17 protein-coding genes are annotated in these 14,114 nt (G+C 72.9%); 5 read left to right on the top strand and 12 right to left on the bottom strand.

Features of this window, described 5'->3' with window-relative positions:
- Positions 1–57: 57 nt before the first annotated feature.
- From ETU37_RS17400 to ETU37_RS17390, 3 genes are all read right to left on the bottom strand, one after another.
- A complete protein-coding gene (locus ETU37_RS17400; RefSeq protein WP_165372583.1) occupies positions 58–822 on the bottom strand; it encodes a LamG domain-containing protein in 765 nt (254 codons plus the stop codon).
- Between the two features lie 103 nt (positions 823–925).
- The gene (locus ETU37_RS17395; protein WP_129988624.1) at positions 926–1,486 is read right to left on the bottom strand and encodes a dihydrofolate reductase family protein; all 561 of its coding nucleotides are present in this window, start codon (positions 1,484–1,486) and stop codon (positions 926–928) included.
- 68 nt (positions 1,487–1,554) lie between these two features.
- The gene (locus ETU37_RS17390; protein WP_165372582.1) at positions 1,555–1,917 is read right to left on the bottom strand and encodes a DUF1801 domain-containing protein; all 363 of its coding nucleotides are present in this window, start codon (positions 1,915–1,917) and stop codon (positions 1,555–1,557) included.
- A 94-nt stretch (positions 1,918–2,011) separates the two neighbouring features.
- Between ETU37_RS17390 and ETU37_RS17385 the strand changes: the two genes are divergently transcribed.
- On the top strand, positions 2,012–2,392 hold the full coding sequence (locus tag ETU37_RS17385) for a hypothetical protein (protein ID WP_129988622.1): 381 nt from the start codon (positions 2,012–2,014) through the stop codon (positions 2,390–2,392).
- On the opposite strand, the gene ETU37_RS17380 is transcribed toward ETU37_RS17385, so the two are convergent.
- The 3 genes from ETU37_RS17380 to ETU37_RS17370 are packed head-to-tail and all read right to left on the bottom strand — an operon-like array spanning position 2,381 to position 4,610.
- Positions 2,381–2,812 carry a VOC family protein gene (locus tag ETU37_RS17380; protein WP_129988621.1) on the bottom strand — a complete coding sequence of 144 codons (432 nt, stop codon included), beginning with the start codon at positions 2,810–2,812 and terminating at the stop codon, positions 2,381–2,383. The genes ETU37_RS17385 and ETU37_RS17380 overlap by 12 nt on opposite strands.
- A gap of 10 nt (positions 2,813–2,822) precedes the next feature.
- Complete coding sequence (locus ETU37_RS17375) at positions 2,823–3,200, bottom strand: iron chaperone (RefSeq protein ID WP_129988620.1); 378 nt, start codon at positions 3,198–3,200, stop codon at positions 2,823–2,825.
- A 12-nt stretch (positions 3,201–3,212) separates the two neighbouring features.
- A complete protein-coding gene (locus ETU37_RS17370; RefSeq protein ID WP_129988619.1) occupies positions 3,213–4,610 on the bottom strand; it encodes an MFS transporter in 1,398 nt (465 codons plus the stop codon).
- A 92-nt stretch (positions 4,611–4,702) separates the two neighbouring features.
- On the opposite strand from ETU37_RS17370, the gene ETU37_RS17365 reads away from it, so the two are divergent.
- Positions 4,703–6,526 (top strand): DUF429 domain-containing protein, encoded by a 1,824-nt coding sequence (locus tag ETU37_RS17365; protein WP_129988618.1) that lies wholly within the window; start codon positions 4,703–4,705, stop codon positions 6,524–6,526.
- Here the strand turns inward: ETU37_RS17365 and ETU37_RS17360 are convergent, their stop codons facing one another.
- Positions 6,527–6,934, bottom strand: a complete 408-nt coding sequence (locus ETU37_RS17360; protein WP_129988617.1) for a VOC family protein — start codon at positions 6,932–6,934, stop codon at positions 6,527–6,529.
- A 144-nt stretch (positions 6,935–7,078) separates the two neighbouring features.
- Between ETU37_RS17360 and ETU37_RS17355 the strand changes: the two genes are divergently transcribed.
- Positions 7,079–7,261: a hypothetical protein gene (locus ETU37_RS17355; RefSeq protein ID WP_129988616.1), complete on the top strand. Its 183-nt coding sequence runs from the start codon at positions 7,079–7,081 to the stop codon at positions 7,259–7,261.
- On the opposite strand, the gene ETU37_RS17350 is transcribed toward ETU37_RS17355, so the two are convergent.
- Genes ETU37_RS17350 through ETU37_RS17335 form a run of 4 tightly spaced genes read right to left on the bottom strand, consistent with a single transcriptional unit; the run spans position 7,258 to position 11,003 of the window.
- Positions 7,258–9,528: a heavy metal translocating P-type ATPase gene (locus ETU37_RS17350; RefSeq protein WP_129988615.1), complete on the bottom strand. Its 2,271-nt coding sequence runs from the start codon at positions 9,526–9,528 to the stop codon at positions 7,258–7,260. The genes ETU37_RS17355 and ETU37_RS17350 overlap by 4 nt on opposite strands.
- Entirely contained in the window at positions 9,521–10,456 is a 936-nt protein-coding gene (locus tag ETU37_RS17345) for a hypothetical protein (RefSeq protein WP_206054006.1), read from the bottom strand. Before ETU37_RS17345 ends, ETU37_RS17350 begins: the two co-directional genes overlap by 8 nt.
- Positions 10,453–10,668 carry a heavy-metal-associated domain-containing protein gene (locus ETU37_RS17340; protein ID WP_129988614.1) on the bottom strand — a complete coding sequence of 72 codons (216 nt, stop codon included), beginning with the start codon at positions 10,666–10,668 and terminating at the stop codon, positions 10,453–10,455. Before ETU37_RS17340 ends, ETU37_RS17345 begins: the two co-directional genes overlap by 4 nt.
- A 29-nt stretch (positions 10,669–10,697) precedes the next feature.
- Positions 10,698–11,003: a metal-sensitive transcriptional regulator gene (locus tag ETU37_RS17335; protein WP_206054004.1), complete on the bottom strand. Its 306-nt coding sequence runs from the start codon at positions 11,001–11,003 to the stop codon at positions 10,698–10,700.
- A gap of 177 nt (positions 11,004–11,180) precedes the next feature.
- On the opposite strand from ETU37_RS17335, the gene ETU37_RS17330 reads away from it, so the two are divergent.
- Positions 11,181–13,091: an ABC transporter ATP-binding protein gene (locus tag ETU37_RS17330; RefSeq protein ID WP_129988612.1), complete on the top strand. Its 1,911-nt coding sequence runs from the start codon at positions 11,181–11,183 to the stop codon at positions 13,089–13,091.
- Positions 13,088–13,687, top strand: coding sequence for a hypothetical protein (locus ETU37_RS17325; protein WP_129988611.1), 600 nt, complete (start codon positions 13,088–13,090; stop codon positions 13,685–13,687). Before ETU37_RS17330 ends, ETU37_RS17325 begins: the two co-directional genes overlap by 4 nt.
- Positions 13,688–13,698: 11 nt before the next feature.
- On the opposite strand, the gene ETU37_RS17320 is transcribed toward ETU37_RS17325, so the two are convergent.
- Positions 13,699–14,112: a hypothetical protein gene (locus ETU37_RS17320; protein ID WP_129988610.1), complete on the bottom strand. Its 414-nt coding sequence runs from the start codon at positions 14,110–14,112 to the stop codon at positions 13,699–13,701.
- Between the last annotated feature and the right edge of the window lie 2 nt (positions 14,113–14,114).

The raw sequence follows: 14,114 nt of genomic DNA, 5'->3' as shown, positions 1-14,114 counted from the left end.
TCGGGCCGTGCCACGAGCGTGGCACGGCCCGACCGGGCGCTGCGAGTGGTTTTCTCCTCAGCAGGCGTCGGCGTACGAGCCGGACCGCGGCAGCGGCGCCTCGACCGACTGGGAGTTCGGCTTGCGCAGGGTGAAGTAGCGCAGCCAGTCCATCTGCATCCGCGAGGGGTTCATCCGCTTGTCCGCGTTGGGCGCGAGCATCGTGAAGCGCACGGTGTAGGGCACGTTCGACAGGGCCTCGGGGCGGGTCTCGGTGGAGATGACGTGCGCGTCGACGAACCAGGAGATCCGCTTCTCGGTGACCTCGACCGCGAAGGTGTGCCAGCGGTCGTTGCCGAGGTTGAGCCCGGTGTGCGAGGTCGACTGGTTGGCCGGCAGCGAGCGGATGTAGTGGTGCGCGCGGTTGCCGCCGAGCGTGTAGCTGTTCAGCGCGACGTTGCGGGCGCCGCAGTTCTGCGGGCGCTTCGCGGCGGGGACCAGCTCGGTGCGCACCTTGTAGTGGCCGTGGTCGTGGCCGTACTGGCGCGACCGCAGCCGGATCTCCCAGCGGCCCGTCTCGTGGCCGGTGCCCTTCAGCTTGGCGCTGACCGAGCCACGCTTGCCGGTGTTGAGCGTGAGCATGCCGTGCTGGTTGCGCACGTTGCCGTGTGGCGACCTGGTGCGCCAGATGTCCTTGAGCCCGCCGACGAAGTCGTCCTGCCAGATCGGCTTGCCCCAGTCGTACGTCGTCTGCGCGTTGACCGGGCCGGGTGGGTCCGCGTGGTGGGCCTGCGAGGCCGGGGCGATGCCCAGGGTGAGCGCGGCGGCGGTTCCCGCCGCCACGAGCGGAACGAGAAGACGACGAACGTGACGGACGGGTCTGTGCGAGGTCATCGCGACAAAGTAGGCAGACCCGCCCGCCGTTGTCACATCGAGGGCAAACCGGTCAGGACCGGACCGGCGCGTACGTCAGGTGCAGAACGCCCGAGCCGAGAGCCCGGTGGGAGGTGAGTTCCAGGGGGTACGTCGGGGTGTCCTGGAACAGCCGCTCACCTGACCCGACCGCGATCGGGTGGACCAGGAGCGCGAGCTCGTCGAGCAGGCCCATCGCGAGCAGCGACCGGACCAGCGTCGGGCTGCCGGAGATCTGGATGTCGCCGTCGGTGGCGTCCTTGGCCGACTGGATGCCGGCGCGGACGGTGTCCTCGTCGCCGGTGATCAGCGCCGTGTTGTTCCAGCTGACGTCGGCGTCGGTGAGGCTGCTGCTGACGACGTACTTCTGGATGGCGTTGATGAAGCCGGCGAAGTCCTGGTCCTGGTCGGTGCTGGTCCAGTACTCCGACCACTCGCCGTACAGCGTCCTGCCCATCATGAACGCGCCCGCGGTCTCCATGCCCGCGCCGATGACCGCGCCCATCTCGTCGTCGAAGTACGGGAAGTGCCACTGGTCGGGACGCTCGACGACGCCGTCGAGGGAGATGAAGAAGTTGGAGACGATGCGGCCCATGGTGCGCTCCTGCGGTGGGTGTCGGTGGTGGTGCCGGTCTGACCTCGCTGGTGCCCGGAACTCATCGCTCAGCCGCGCTGCTCGATCCAGGCGTGCACGAGGCCGCGCAGCGCGTCGGCCTTCGCCGCCAGGTCGTCGGCGTCGAGGAACCGGGCGACACGCGAGGTGTCGCCCTCACCCTCGAGCAGACCGGTCGGGTCGGGCAGGGTCGCGCCGGTGTGGAACATCAGCGAGGCGTGCTGCTTGGACTTCGGGTAGAACGACGCGAGGTTGCCCCGGTACATGAAGGTCGGGGCCTTCCACTTGATCGTCTCCGAGACGCGCGGGTCGGCTCCGAGCACGACCTCGCGCACCGCGAGGACCAGGTCCTTCTGCGGGTTGTCGTAGTCCGCGAACCAGGCGTCGACCGCGGCGTCGTGGTTGTCGGTCATGGCCCGATCATGGCGCGACGCGGCGCGACCGTCACCCCCGACCTGAGTACGCCGGCGGATGCGGGGCGCCGCGGTCCTCTCGCAGGCTGGGTCCATGGACCAGCCCACGGCCGTCGACGTCGACTCACGCCTGTTCGTGCGCGCCGCCGGGGTCGGTGTCGGCCTCGCGGCGGGCTTCGCGCTGCTCGCGGCCTGGTGGACACCGGGCTCTGACTGCGCCGACGGCCTCGCCTGCGCGACGACCGGGATGGCGGCGCTCGCCGCGCTGGTGCCGGTCGCAATCGTCGTCGGCGTCGTGGCGGCCCGCGTCTGGCGGCGCCTCGGCTGCGGTCCCGGCGCGGGGTGGGGCAGCGTGCTCGCCGCGGCCTGCCTTGTGCACGCGTTCACGGGTGCGGGCGTCGAGCTGCTGGTGGCCGGCGGGGCCGCCACGGGAGCGGCCGCCGCCGTCAGCGCCGCCCGCCGGTCAGGAGCCTGAGCCGGCGGCGTTCTCGGGGGAGGCGATGTTGACCATCCAGGAGATGCCGAACTTGTCGAGGCACATGCCGAACGTGTCGCCCCACATCTGCTTCTCCAGCGGCATCGTGATGGTGCCGCCCTCCGCGAGCTTGGCGAACTGCTCGTCGAGGCCGTCGCCCTCGGCGCCGCTGAGGCTGACCGAGATGTTGTTGCCGGGCTTGTGCTCCATGCCCTCGGGGGTGTCGGAGGCCATCAGCGTGTAGCCCTGGGGCGTCTCGAGCTGGGCGTGCATGACCTTGTCGGCCTCGGGGCCGCCGCTCGCGGCGCCGAACTCTCCGAAGGTGTTCACGGCGAGCTCGCCGCCGAACACGGACTGGTAGAACTCCATCGCCTCGCGGGCGTTGTCGAGGTAGCCGATGTAGGGGTTGAGCCGGGCCATGAGGACTCCTTCAGGGTCGGGTCGGTTGTGGACGGGCTGTGGCGTGCCGCTCGGCGAGCAGCCGCACGATGCGGGTGACGACGTCGGTGGGCAGGGGTCGGTCGTAGCGCAGGTGGACGGCGTCCTTGGCGGCGCGGTACGGCGCCACGACGGCCTCGAAGTCGTCGTCGCCGCGCGGCACGGGGTAGAGGCTCAGGTGCTTCGTCCAGGCGGCGTAGTGCAGCACGGGCCGGCCCTCGAGCGTCACGGTCGGCATCCTGTAGCTGATTCGCTCCTCCGCCCCGGGCAGCAGCTCGAGGACGAGGCTGCGCAGCGCGGCGAGCGCGGGCCGCTGGTCGTCGGTGACGCCGGCGACGTACGCGTCGACCGTGGTGGGCTCGTCCGGCATGACCTCAGCCCATCACTCGACGGTGGCGGGGTCCAGACCCGCGGGGGTCTCGGCGCCGTCCCCGGTGCTCTCGCCGTCCTCGTCGTCGCGCAGCGGGTGCGCGATCTCGTCCTGGGGCAGCCGCGCCCAGAGGATCGCGACCACCGCCACCACCGCGGGCGCGAGCCCCGCGACCACGAACGTCGTGCGCAGGCCGATCGCCTCCGACACCGGTCCGGCGACCGCCATCGACACCGGCATCAGGGAGACCGAGACGAAGAAGTCGAGCGACGCGACCCGGCCGAGCAGGTGCGGCGGCACCCGGCGCTGCAGCAGGGTCCCCCAGATCACCATCGGCGCGGAGAACATGACGCCCAGCACGAACCCGGCCGCGACGAGCTGCCAGACGGCGGTGGCGAATCCCATGAACGCGAGCGGGAGGCAGCCGACACCCCACATGAGGTTCATGACCGTCAGGTAGCGCCGCGGCATCCTGAACGACGCCATCGCGAGCGAGCCGACCGCGCCGCCGATGCCGAACGAGGCGAGCACCAGGGCGTGGTCGCCGGCGTTGCCGCCCAGCCCGTCCTTGACGATGAACGGGATGAGCACCTCGAAGGGGCCCATGATCACCAGGATCATCAGGCTGGCGAACAGCAGCGTGGCGAGCAGCCACGGCGTGCGGACCATGTAGACGAAGCCCTCGTGCATGTCGGACAGCGCGGCGCGCACCGGGTCGGACGCCGGCAGGTCCGTGAGGTCGCGGCGCACCGGCGTCGCGGGCACGAACGCCAGGGCGACGAGCCCGAGCGCCATCGCGGCGGCCGCGATCATCACGGCGAAGCCGGACGACACCGCACCGACGGCGGCACCGGCGACGGCCGGGCCGAGCGCCTGGCCGATGGTCGGGCGGACCATGCCCTCGAAGCCGTTGACGGCCATCAGGTCGCGCTCGGGGACGAGCGCGGGCAGCCAGGCGGAGTAGGCGGGGTAGTAGAACGCCATCCCGACGCCGATCGCGAACGCGACCGCGCCGAGGTGCCACACGCGGGTGGTGTCGGTCAGCGACAGCGCGCCGATGGTCGCCATGCCGGCGAGCTGGAGGACGGTGACGCCGACCAGGATGGTCTTCTGCGGCACCCGGTCGGCCACGACGCCCGCGACCAGGGCGGGCAGCAGCACGCCGAGCGCGGCCGCGGTCGAGACGACGGACAGCTGGGCCGGACCGCCGCCGATCCGGATGACCTCCCAGACCTGGCCGACGATCCACACGCCGCCGGCGAAGCTGGTGAGGACCAGCGCCACGGCGAGCCGCCGGTAGGCGGACGTGCGGAACGGCCGGAGCAGGCGGGGCAGCTCGCGGGGCGTGGGGGTCTCCGGCTGCGGCTCGGGCGCGATGCCGGAGGCGGGGGCGGTGGGCGTCGTCGTCATGGTGGTCCTTCCATTCTGGAAGAGAGGACCGACAGTCGCGACCGAATTCATCGGAGTCCGGGGACGTCGGCCCGATACGGCAGGGTGTGCTCATGCACTTCGTCGGCCTGGACCTCGCCTGGGGAACCCGTCAGCCCACGGGCGTCGCCGTGCTCGACGACGACGGCCGGCTGCTGACGATCGGCGCCGTCCGCAGCGACGAGGAGATCCTGGCCGCGCTCGGCGAGCACGTCGCGGGGCCGTGCGTGGTCGGCATCGACGCCCCGCTGGTGGTCACGAACCCCACGGGCAACCGGCCGTGCGAGGCGGCGCTCAACCGCGACTTCGCCCGCTTCGACGCCGGCGCGCACCCGGCCAACACGGGCAAGCCGGAGTTCAGCGACGTGCCCCGCGGCGCTCGGATCGCCGAGCACCTCGGGCTCGACCTCGACCCCACGCTGCCGTTCACGACCACCGACCGGCGCGCGATCGAGGTCTACCCGCACGCCGCGACGGTCGCGCTGTTCCGGCTGGGCCGCACGCTGAAGTACAAGAACAAGCCGGGCCGCACGCTGCCCCAGCTGCGCAGCGCGCTGCTCGACCTGATGCACCGCCTCGAGGGGCTCGCCGACGCTCCGGCGCCGCTCCGGCTCACCCAGCACGACGCGTGGCGGGACCTCGTGTCGATGGTCGAGCGGGCCGAGCGCAAGAGCGACCTGCGCAGGGTCGAGGACCAGGTCGACGCGGTGGTCTGCGCGTACGTCGCCCTGTTCGCCGTACGACGCCCGGAGCTGACCACGACGTACGGCGACGCCGACACCGGCGCCATCGTCACGCCGACGCTGCCGCCGGGCCACAAACCCAGCCCGCGGGCGCCGCGGGCCGACCCGGTGCAGCGGGCGGTGCAGGCCTACGCCGCGCTGCAGCCGGCGCTCCAGGAGGCCACCGAGGGCTATGTCGACCTGGTGACCCGGCTGCTCGACGACGCCGGCATCAACTACCTCAGCGTCGACGGCCGGACCAAGAGCATCGCGTCGTTCGCCGCGAAGGCGGACCGGGTGCTCGACGGCAAGCCGGTCTACCCCGAGCCGCTCGAGCAGATCACCGACCAGATCGGCGTCCGCGTCATCACCTACCTGCACCCCGACGTGACCGCCGTGGCCGACCTGCTCGCCGACCAGCTGCGCGTGCTCGACGACCGCGACATGGGACAGGAGACCGCGAGCGAGGGCCGGTGGGGCTACGCCAGCCGGCACCTGCTGGTGACGGTGCCGCCGGACGCGGGGCCCGAGGACTTCGCGGCGCCGCTGCTCGGTCGCACCGCACAGGTGCAGGTGCGCACGGCGCTGCAGCACGCGTGGGCGGAGTTCGAGCACGACATCCGCTACAAGGGCACGGTTCCCGAGGAGCACGCGCCCGACCTCGACCGGCGGTTCACCCTCGCCGCCGGCCTGCTCGAGCTCGCGGACCACGAGTTCACGACGATCCGCAACCTGCTGCAGTCCTCGATGACGGCGTCGACGGCGGAGCTGCCGTCGGCCGAGGCACCGGCCGCCGAGGAGACGGTCGACCCGCGAATCAGCGGGCAGGACCTGGCCGCGTTCCTGGCGGGGCAGTACGCCGACGCGGGCTGGTCGCGCACCGACCACTACGCGTGGATCTCCGGGTTGCTGCTCGAGCTCGGCATCACCTCGCTCGACGAGCTGGCCGGGCTGCTCAGCACGGTCGAGCACGGCGCGATCGACACCCGGATGGGTTACAAGTACCCGGCCGGCGCGGTCCGCCGGCTCGACGACGCGCTGCTCGCGGTGTTCGGCGACCGGTTCATCGCGCTGCACGGCAACGCCCACCGGCAGGAGCTGCTCCGCGCCCGGCTGCAGAAGATGACGACCACGCCGGAGCCGACGGGGCCGGCTGAACCGACCGGCACCGACTAGCTACTGGCCGATCCGGAACTGCCGGGGCTCGGCCGGGCCGCGCTCCTCGGCGCCGCGCTCGATGCAGAACTCGTTGCCCTCCGGGTCGGCCATCGTCACCCAGCCGGTGCCGTCGTCCTGACGGTGGTCGCCGGTCACGGTGGCGCCGAGGGCGACGGCCCGCTCGACCGCCTCGTCGCGGGTGCCGGCGTCGGGCTGGAGGTCGAGGTGCAGCCGGTTCTTGGCGGTCTTGCCCTCGGGCACGGGGATGAACAGCAGCCCCACCCCGTCGTACGGGAAGGACGGCGCGACCACGACCTCGGGGTCGTCGTCGTAGTAGAGGTTCCAGCCGGTCAGCCGCGACCAGAACGTCGCGAGCGAGCGCGCGTCACCGCAGTCGAACGTCAGGTTGTGCACGTGCAGGCCCATGGCGGCCACCCTGTCCGCCTACGGAGTCGGCGGCAACCGGATATCGGTCACCGCCGCGCGGTCCAGACCACCTGGCAGGGCCGTGGTTGGACCGTCATGGACCGGGGCAGATTACGCGAACGGGGCTTATCCGGGACGGGTCTCATGGAGCGTGAAGTAGCGAGCATCGCCGAGCGGCTGGTGCAGGAGTTCAACAGCTTGCCCTGGAACGTCGTGGTCGAGGCGGTCTGCGACTGTGCGGGTGCGTGTCGGGAGGCGAACCCGTTCTTCGTGGAGCAGGCCGCCCGGGCCGCCCTCGCCCGGCGGCCCCTCACGCTCGCCGACTAAGCCTCGACGAGCGGCCGGAAGCCGCGCAGCCGCAGGCTGTTGCTGACCACGAACACCGAGCTGAACGCCATGGCCGCACCCGCGAGCATCGGGTTCAGCAGGCCGGCCGCCGCGATCGGGATCGCCGCGACGTTGTAGGCGAACGCCCAGAACAGGTTGCCCTTGATCGTGGCCAGGGTCCGCCGGGCCAGCCGGATCCCGTCGGCCGCGACCCGCAGGTCGCCGCGCACCAGGGTCAGGTCGCCGGCCTCGATCGCGACGTCGGTGCCGGTGCCCATGGCGAGGCCGAGGTCGGCCTGGGCGAGCGCCGGAGCGTCGTTGACGCCGTCGCCGACCATCGCCACGACCCGGCCCTCGGCCTGCAGCCGCTTGACCTGGTCGACCTTGTCGCCGGGGAGCACGTCGGACACCACGTCGGCCTCGTCGATGCCGACCTCGCGCGCCACCTGACGGGCGACGGCGGCGTTGTCGCCGGTGAGCAGCATCGGCCGCAGCCCGAGCGCCCGCAGGGACGTGACCGCCTCGGCCGAGGTCGGCTTCACGGTGTCGGCGACGACCAGCAGCGCCCGGGCGGCGCCGTCCCAGCCCACCGCGACGACGGTCCGTCCGGCGGCCTCGGCCCGCTGCCGGGCCCGGTCGAGGTCGTCGGGCAGGTGCTGCGACCACTCGGCGAGCAACCGGGGCCGGCCGACCAGCACGGCGTGACCGTCCACCACTCCCTGGACGCCGAGGCCCTCGACGTTCTGGAAGCCCTCGACGGAGGGGAGCGGGCCGACGCGCTCGACCGCCGCGGTGGCGACGGCCCGGGCGATCGGGTGCTCGGACGCGTCCTCCAGCGCCCCGGCGAGCCTCAGCACCTCGTCGACGCCGCTGTCCGCGCCGGCGCCCTCGACGGTGACGACGTCGACCAGGGACATCCGGCCCTCGGTGACGGTGCCGGTCTTGTCGAGCAGCACGGTGTCGACGCGACGGGTGTCCTCGAGCACCTCGGGACCCTTGATCAGGATGCCGAGCTGGGCGCCACGGCCGGTGCCGACCATCAGCGCGGTCGGCGTCGCGAGGCCGAGGGCGCACGGGCAGGCGATGATCAGCACCGAGACGGCGGCGGTGAACGCCGCGGTCCAGCCGTTGCCCGATCCGGCCCAGAAGCCGAGCGTGGCGACGGCCAGCGCGATCACGACCGGGACGAGGAAGCCGCTGATCCGGTCGGCCAGGCGCTGCGCGTCGGCCTTGCCGTTCTGGGCGTCCTCCACCATCCGGGCCATCCGCGCCAGCTGGGTCTCGCCGCCGACCCGGGTCGCGCGGACGACGAGCCGGCCGCCGGCGTTGACGGTGGCGCCGGCGACGGGCGAGCCGGGCCCGACCTCCACCGGCACTGACTCGCCGGTGAGCATCGACGCGTCGACCGCCGAGGTGCCCTCCTCGACGACGCCGTCGGTGGCGATGGTCTCGCCGGGCCGCACGACGAACCGGTCGTCCACGACGAGCTCGCCGATCGGCACGCGCCGTTCGGTGCCGTCGCGCAGGACGGCGACGTCCTTGGCGCCGAGCTCCATCAGTGCCCGTAGTGCGGCGCCGGCGCGGCGCTTGGACCGGGACTCGAACCAGCGGCCGGCGAGCAGGAACGTCGTCACGCCCGCGGCGGCCTCGAGGTAGATGTCGCCGGAGGCGTCGCCGCGCTCGATCGTGAACCGGAACGGGTGGGTCATGCCGGGAGTGCCGGCCGTGCCCAGGAACAGCGCGTAGAGCGACCAGCCGAAGGCGGCCAGCGTGCCCACCGACACGAGGGTGTCCATGGTCGTGCTGCCGTGGCGCAGGTTGAGGAACGTGGCCCGGTGGAACGGCCAGCCGCCGTACACGACGACCGGCGCGGCCAGGGTCAGCGAGGCCCACTGCCAGTAGTCGAACTGGAAGCGCGGCACCATCGCCATCGCGATCACGGGGACGGTGAGCACGATGGAGATCAGCAGCCGGTCGCGCAGCGGGTCGGCGGCGCGCTCCTCGGCCGCGGGCTCGCCGGGCGTCTCGGGCTGCGGCAGCGTCGCGGCGTAGCCGGCCGCCTCGACCGTGTCGAGCAGCAGCGCGGGCGGGAGGTCGAGCGGGAACTCGACGTGCGCCTTCTCGGTGGCGTAGTTGACCGAGGCGGTGACCCCGTCGAGCTTGTTGAGCTTGCGCTCGATGCGGTTGGCGCAGGAGGCGCAGGTCATGCCGGTGATGGCGAGGTCGACCTGTCGGGTGCCCGGTTCGCGCGTGTGGGTGTCAGTCATGGCCGCGGTCACCTCCTGCCGCGAGGTCGAACGTCGCGGTGCGGACGACGCCGCCCGCCTTGAAGTCGAGGAACAGCCGGTAGCGGCCGGCGCTGGGTACCTCGGCGGTGAAGTCGATCGCCGGCCCGCCGCGGTCGCCCGCATGAGCCTCCTCGTGCGGGTGCACGTGGAGGTAGGCGAGGTCGCCCTCGCGCAAGGCGACCAGGTGGCCGAAGGCGCCGAGGTACGGCTGCAGGTCGGTGACGGGCCGGCCGCCCCGGGTGACCGTGAGGGTGAGGTCGGACGCCGCACCGCCCTCGAGCTCCCCGTCGAGCGTGACGTCGTAGCCGTCGACCGACGAGGTGCTCGCGTCGTCGCCCACCGGCTGCACATCGGGGACGCGGCCGGGCACGGTGAGGTCGGTGCCGAGCGTGAGCGCCGGACCGTCGGCGGCCGTGAAGTCGGCGAACACCCGCCAGGTTCCCGGCGCGAGGTCGACCGCGGTCGTCCAGCGGCCGTCGTCGCCGAGCTCGGGGTGGACGTGCTGGAAGCCGGTCAGGTCGCGGCGTACGACGATCAGGTGCAGGCGCTTGTCGTGCTCGACGGCGTAGCCGGCCTCGGTGTCGAGGACGTGCCCGTCGGGCCCGCTGATGGTCAGGGCGAGCGGGACGTCGCGGCCCCGGTCGGCGGTGGCCGACGCCAGGTCCAGGGAGTAGCCGTCCTGGCTGCGCATCAGGCCACCCGGGACGTGGCCGCCCTCGTCGTGGCCGGCCGGCTCGTCCTCGGCCATGCCGCCGTGCGCCATCGCCTCGTCGTCGGAGTCGGGGGCGGCGACGGTGGGGCCCCACAACGAACCGGCGCCGAGCGCCAGCGCGAAGACGGCGAGCAGGCCCACGGCGAACGCGCCCACCCGGACGGCGGGCCGGTCCAGCCGGTCCCGGGCGCTCACGGCGCCAGGGCGTACCCGGCCTCCTCGACGGCGGCACGCACCGTGCCCTCGTCGAGCGGCTGGGCGCTCGTCACGGTCAGGGCACCGGTCGCCAGGGCGACGTCGACGTCCTCCACGCCGGCGATCTCCTGGACCTCCTCGGTCACCGACGCGACGCAGTGGCCGCAGGTCATCCCGGTGACGGTGCCGGTGAAGGTGTGGGTGTCGCTCATGGCTGTCTCCTCGGACGTGGTGAGGCGGGTCAGGACTTCACGAGGCGGGCGATGGCCGCGGACGCCTCGGCGATCTTGGCGTCGGCCTCGGGGCCGCCCTGCCGGGCAGCGTCGACGACGCAGTGGTTGAGGTGCTCGTCGAGCAGCCCGAGCGCGACGGACTGGAGCGCGCTCGTCATCGCGGAGACCTGGGTGAGGATGTCGATGCAGTACTTCTCGTCCTCGACCATCCGCTGCAGACCGCGCGCCTGCCCCTCGATGCGCTTGAGCCGGCGGAGGTAGTCGTCCTTGCGGCCGATGTAGCCGTAGTGGCTGTGCTGCTCGTGCTCGGTCACCGCTGCCTCCCGCGCCCTGATACCCACCCTGGGTATCAATAACCTGGGACGATACACCCCCCAGGGGTATCGCGCAACCGGCCTCGAGGCGGGGTGCCCCGGCTTCCGCCGAGGTGCGCAAGAACGGTCGCCGGCCGTCCTTGACCTCATGTCGGCGTGACGTCCTACGGTCGCAGCATGAGCATGGAAGTCGCGGCCTGGAACTCCCTCTACAACCTGATGGTCGCCCAGCAGGAACGCCGCCCGTTCTCCTGGGCGACGGTGCGCCGGATCCTCACCTTCGCCCGTCCGCACCGGGTGATGCTCGCCTGGTTCATGGTGACGAGCGTGGTGCTGGCGGTGCTCGCCGTGGCCACACCACTGCTCGCCGGGCGGGTGGTCGACGCGATCATCGACGGCCGCGACTTCCACGAGGTGCTGGTGATCGCGCTCGTCATCGCGGTGATCGCGGTCGCCGAGGCGGCGGTCGGGCTGGTCTCGCGCTGGCTGTCCGCGAGCATCGGCGAGGGTCTGATCCTCGACCTGCGCCGGGTGGTCTTCGAGCACGTCCAGCGGATGCCGGTCGCGTTCTTCACCCGCACCCGCACCGGTGCCCTGGTCAGCCGGCTCAACAACGACGTCATCGGCGCGCAGCGGGCGTTCTCCGACACGCTGTCCGGGGTCGTCGGCAACATCGTCGCGCTCGTGCTGACCCTCATCGCCATGCTCACGCTGTCGTGGCAGATCACGCTGCTCGCGCTGGTGCTGCTCCCCGTGTTCGTGCTGCCGGCCCGCCGGTTCGGCCGTCGCCTCGCGACGCTCGAGCTCGAGGCCGCCAACCACAACTCGGTGATGGGCACGCAGATGACCGAGCGCTTCTCGGCGCCGGGCGCGACGCTGGTCAAGCTGTTCGCGATGCCGGAGCGCGAGACGGACGAGTTCGTCGCCCGGGCGACGCGGGTGCGCGACATCGGCGTCCGGACGGCGATGGTGCAGGTGGTGTTCGTGACCGCGCTGACGCTCGTGTCCGCGCTCGCCCTGGCGCTGGTCTACGGGTTGGGCGGCTGGTTCGCGCTCCAGGGCACGCTCGACCCGGGTGCCGTGGTCGCGCTCGCGCTGCTGCTCACCCGGCTCTACGCGCCGCTCACCGGTCTCGCCAGCGCACGCGTCGAGGTGATGAGCGCACTGGTGTCCTTCGAGCGGGTTTTCGAGGTGCTCGACCTGGAGCCCCTCATCCAGGAGAAGCCCGACGCCACGACCGTCCCCGCCGGCGGCGTCGCGGTCGAGCTCGACGACGTGCACTTCGCCTACCCCTCCGCCGACAAGGTCTCCCTCGCCTCGCTCGAGGAGGTCGCCACCCTCGACACCCGTGGCGGCGTCGAGGTCGTCCACGGCATCTCGTTCCGTGCGGAGCCCGGCCAGGTCGTCGCCCTCGTCGGCTCGTCCGGTGCCGGCAAGTCGACCCTCGCTCAGCTGCTCGCGCGCCTCTACGACGTCGACAGCGGTGCCGTGCGTCTCGGCGGCGTCGACGTCCGCGACCTGTCGTTCGAGGCGATCCGGCACACGCTCGGCATGGTCACCCAGGACGGCCACCTGTTCCACGACACCGTCCGCGCAAACCTGCTGCTCGCCCGGCCGGAGGCGGCCGACGACGAGATCTGGTCGGCGCTGACCCGCTCGCGGCTCGCCGACCTCGTCCGCTCGCTGCCCGACGGGCTCGACACCGTCGTCGGGGAGCGCGGCTACCGGCTCTCCGGTGGCGAGCGGCAGCGGCTCACCATCGCGCGCCTGCTGCTCGCGCAGCCCCGGGTGGTCGTCCTCGACGAGGCCACCGCCCACCTCGACTCGACGTCGGAGGCGGCGGTCCAGGCCGCGCTGGCCGAGGCCCTCGACGGCCGCACCGCCATCGTCATCGCGCACCGCCTCTCGACGATCCGGCAGGCCGACCAGATCCTCGTCGTCGAGGAGGGCCGCGTCGTCGAGCAGGGCCGCCACGGCGACCTGCTGGCACGGGACGGCCGCTACGCCGAGCTGTACCGCACCCAGTTCGCGAAGGCCGGCGACGGCTCGGGTGACGCGGCGGAGCGTGGCGCGCTGGACCCGGCGTGACCCGGCACCGGTTCGTCGGCGCGATCGCCGGCGTCGGCTCCTCCAGCGGCGTGCGCGTCGTGGTGGGGCGCTGGCGCGAGAGCCCCTTCGGCCCGTTCGCCGACGTGATGGTCGAGACCGCGTCCGGTCACCGCGTGCTGGTCGCGCCGACCCGCGAGGTCGCCGACTACGTCGCGGCGACGTACTCCTTCGACGAGGTCCGCGTCGAGGATGTCGCCGTCACCGGCCCCGACGCGGTCTGGCACGTCACCTCGCGCTCGCTGGCACTGACGCTCGGTGTCGGCGACAGCACGTTCCTCGGCCGGCTCCTCGCCCTGGTGCCGGCGCCGGTCGCCACCCATCCGGCCTGGGCGAGCGCGGCCGACCCGTTCAGCCGCGTCGTGCTGCGCGGCGTCCGCACCCGTGGTGCGGCGGTCGCGGGGAGGCGCGAGTGGTACGGCGCCACCGACGTACGAGCCGTCGTGCGCATGCAGGGCCGCTTCGACGGCACGGACCTCGGCACGCTCGCGGACGTCGACCCGCCGTGCCGGTTCGGCTTCTCGTCGACGCCGCGGCGGCCGTCGGTGACCAGCGTGGTCACGACGGTCGACGTGTGACCCGGCTGCCGTCAGCCCGCCAGCACGGCCCCCAGGGCGGCGACGGCAGCGACCGCCGCCGCGCCCAGCCGGACCCGGTCGACGCGGAGGAGCGCGGTGAACGTTGCCGCGTCGCGTCCCTGCTCCAGTCGTCGGTGCAGCGGGGCCGCACGCGCGGCCGTGGTCAGGCCGGCGACGAGCGAGGCCCCGCCGGCCGCCCACACCCACCCGTCGCCCGGCCGGTCGACGACGGCGATCGTGCCGACGGCCGCGACGGCGAGGTAGACGACGGCGACCACCGGGGCGATCCTCCGCGAGTGCGCCGCGTGTGCCTCCGCCCACTCCTCGTCCGGCACGCGGCCGAGGGCGGGGTAGACCAGCAGGGTGACCGTGGCCTGGAAACCCAGGTGCAGGCAGCACCCGCCGAGCAGCAGGGCGAGGGTCACCG

It is taken from the genome of Nocardioides iriomotensis (assembly GCF_004168035.1).
Classification (GTDB): Bacteria; Actinomycetota; Actinomycetes; order Propionibacteriales; family Nocardioidaceae; genus Nocardioides_B; species Nocardioides_B iriomotensis.
Note: the sequence above shows the minus strand (reverse complement) of the source record. Positions and strands in the feature narration are given on the sequence as shown.

Bases quoted from the DNA above. Each gene is read 5' to 3' on its own strand.
- ETU37_RS17340 (WP_129988614.1), bottom strand. From the start codon at position 10,668: ATGAGCGACACCCACACCTTCACCGGCACCGTCACCGGGATGACCTGC.
- ETU37_RS17375 (WP_129988620.1), bottom strand. From the start codon at position 3,200: ATGCCGGACGAGCCCACCACGGTCGACGCGTACGTCGCCGGCGTCACC.
- ETU37_RS17330 (WP_129988612.1), top strand. From the start codon at position 11,181: ATGAGCATGGAAGTCGCGGCCTGGAACTCCCTCTACAACCTGATGGTC.
- ETU37_RS17350 (WP_129988615.1), bottom strand. From the start codon at position 9,528: ATGACTGACACCCACACGCGCGAACCGGGCACCCGACAGGTCGACCTC.
- ETU37_RS17395 (WP_129988624.1), bottom strand. From the start codon at position 1,486: ATGGGCCGCATCGTCTCCAACTTCTTCATCTCCCTCGACGGCGTCGTC.
- ETU37_RS17380 (WP_129988621.1), bottom strand. From the start codon at position 2,812: ATGGCCCGGCTCAACCCCTACATCGGCTACCTCGACAACGCCCGCGAG.
- ETU37_RS17390 (WP_165372582.1), bottom strand. From the start codon at position 1,917: ATGACCGACAACCACGACGCCGCGGTCGACGCCTGGTTCGCGGACTAC.
- ETU37_RS17385 (WP_129988622.1), top strand. From the start codon at position 2,012: ATGGACCAGCCCACGGCCGTCGACGTCGACTCACGCCTGTTCGTGCGC.
- ETU37_RS17360 (WP_129988617.1), bottom strand. From the start codon at position 6,934: ATGGGCCTGCACGTGCACAACCTGACGTTCGACTGCGGTGACGCGCGC.
- ETU37_RS17355 (WP_129988616.1), top strand. From the start codon at position 7,079: ATGGAGCGTGAAGTAGCGAGCATCGCCGAGCGGCTGGTGCAGGAGTTC.
- ETU37_RS17370 (WP_129988619.1), bottom strand. From the start codon at position 4,610: ATGACGACGACGCCCACCGCCCCCGCCTCCGGCATCGCGCCCGAGCCG.
- ETU37_RS17365 (WP_129988618.1), top strand. From the start codon at position 4,703: ATGCACTTCGTCGGCCTGGACCTCGCCTGGGGAACCCGTCAGCCCACG.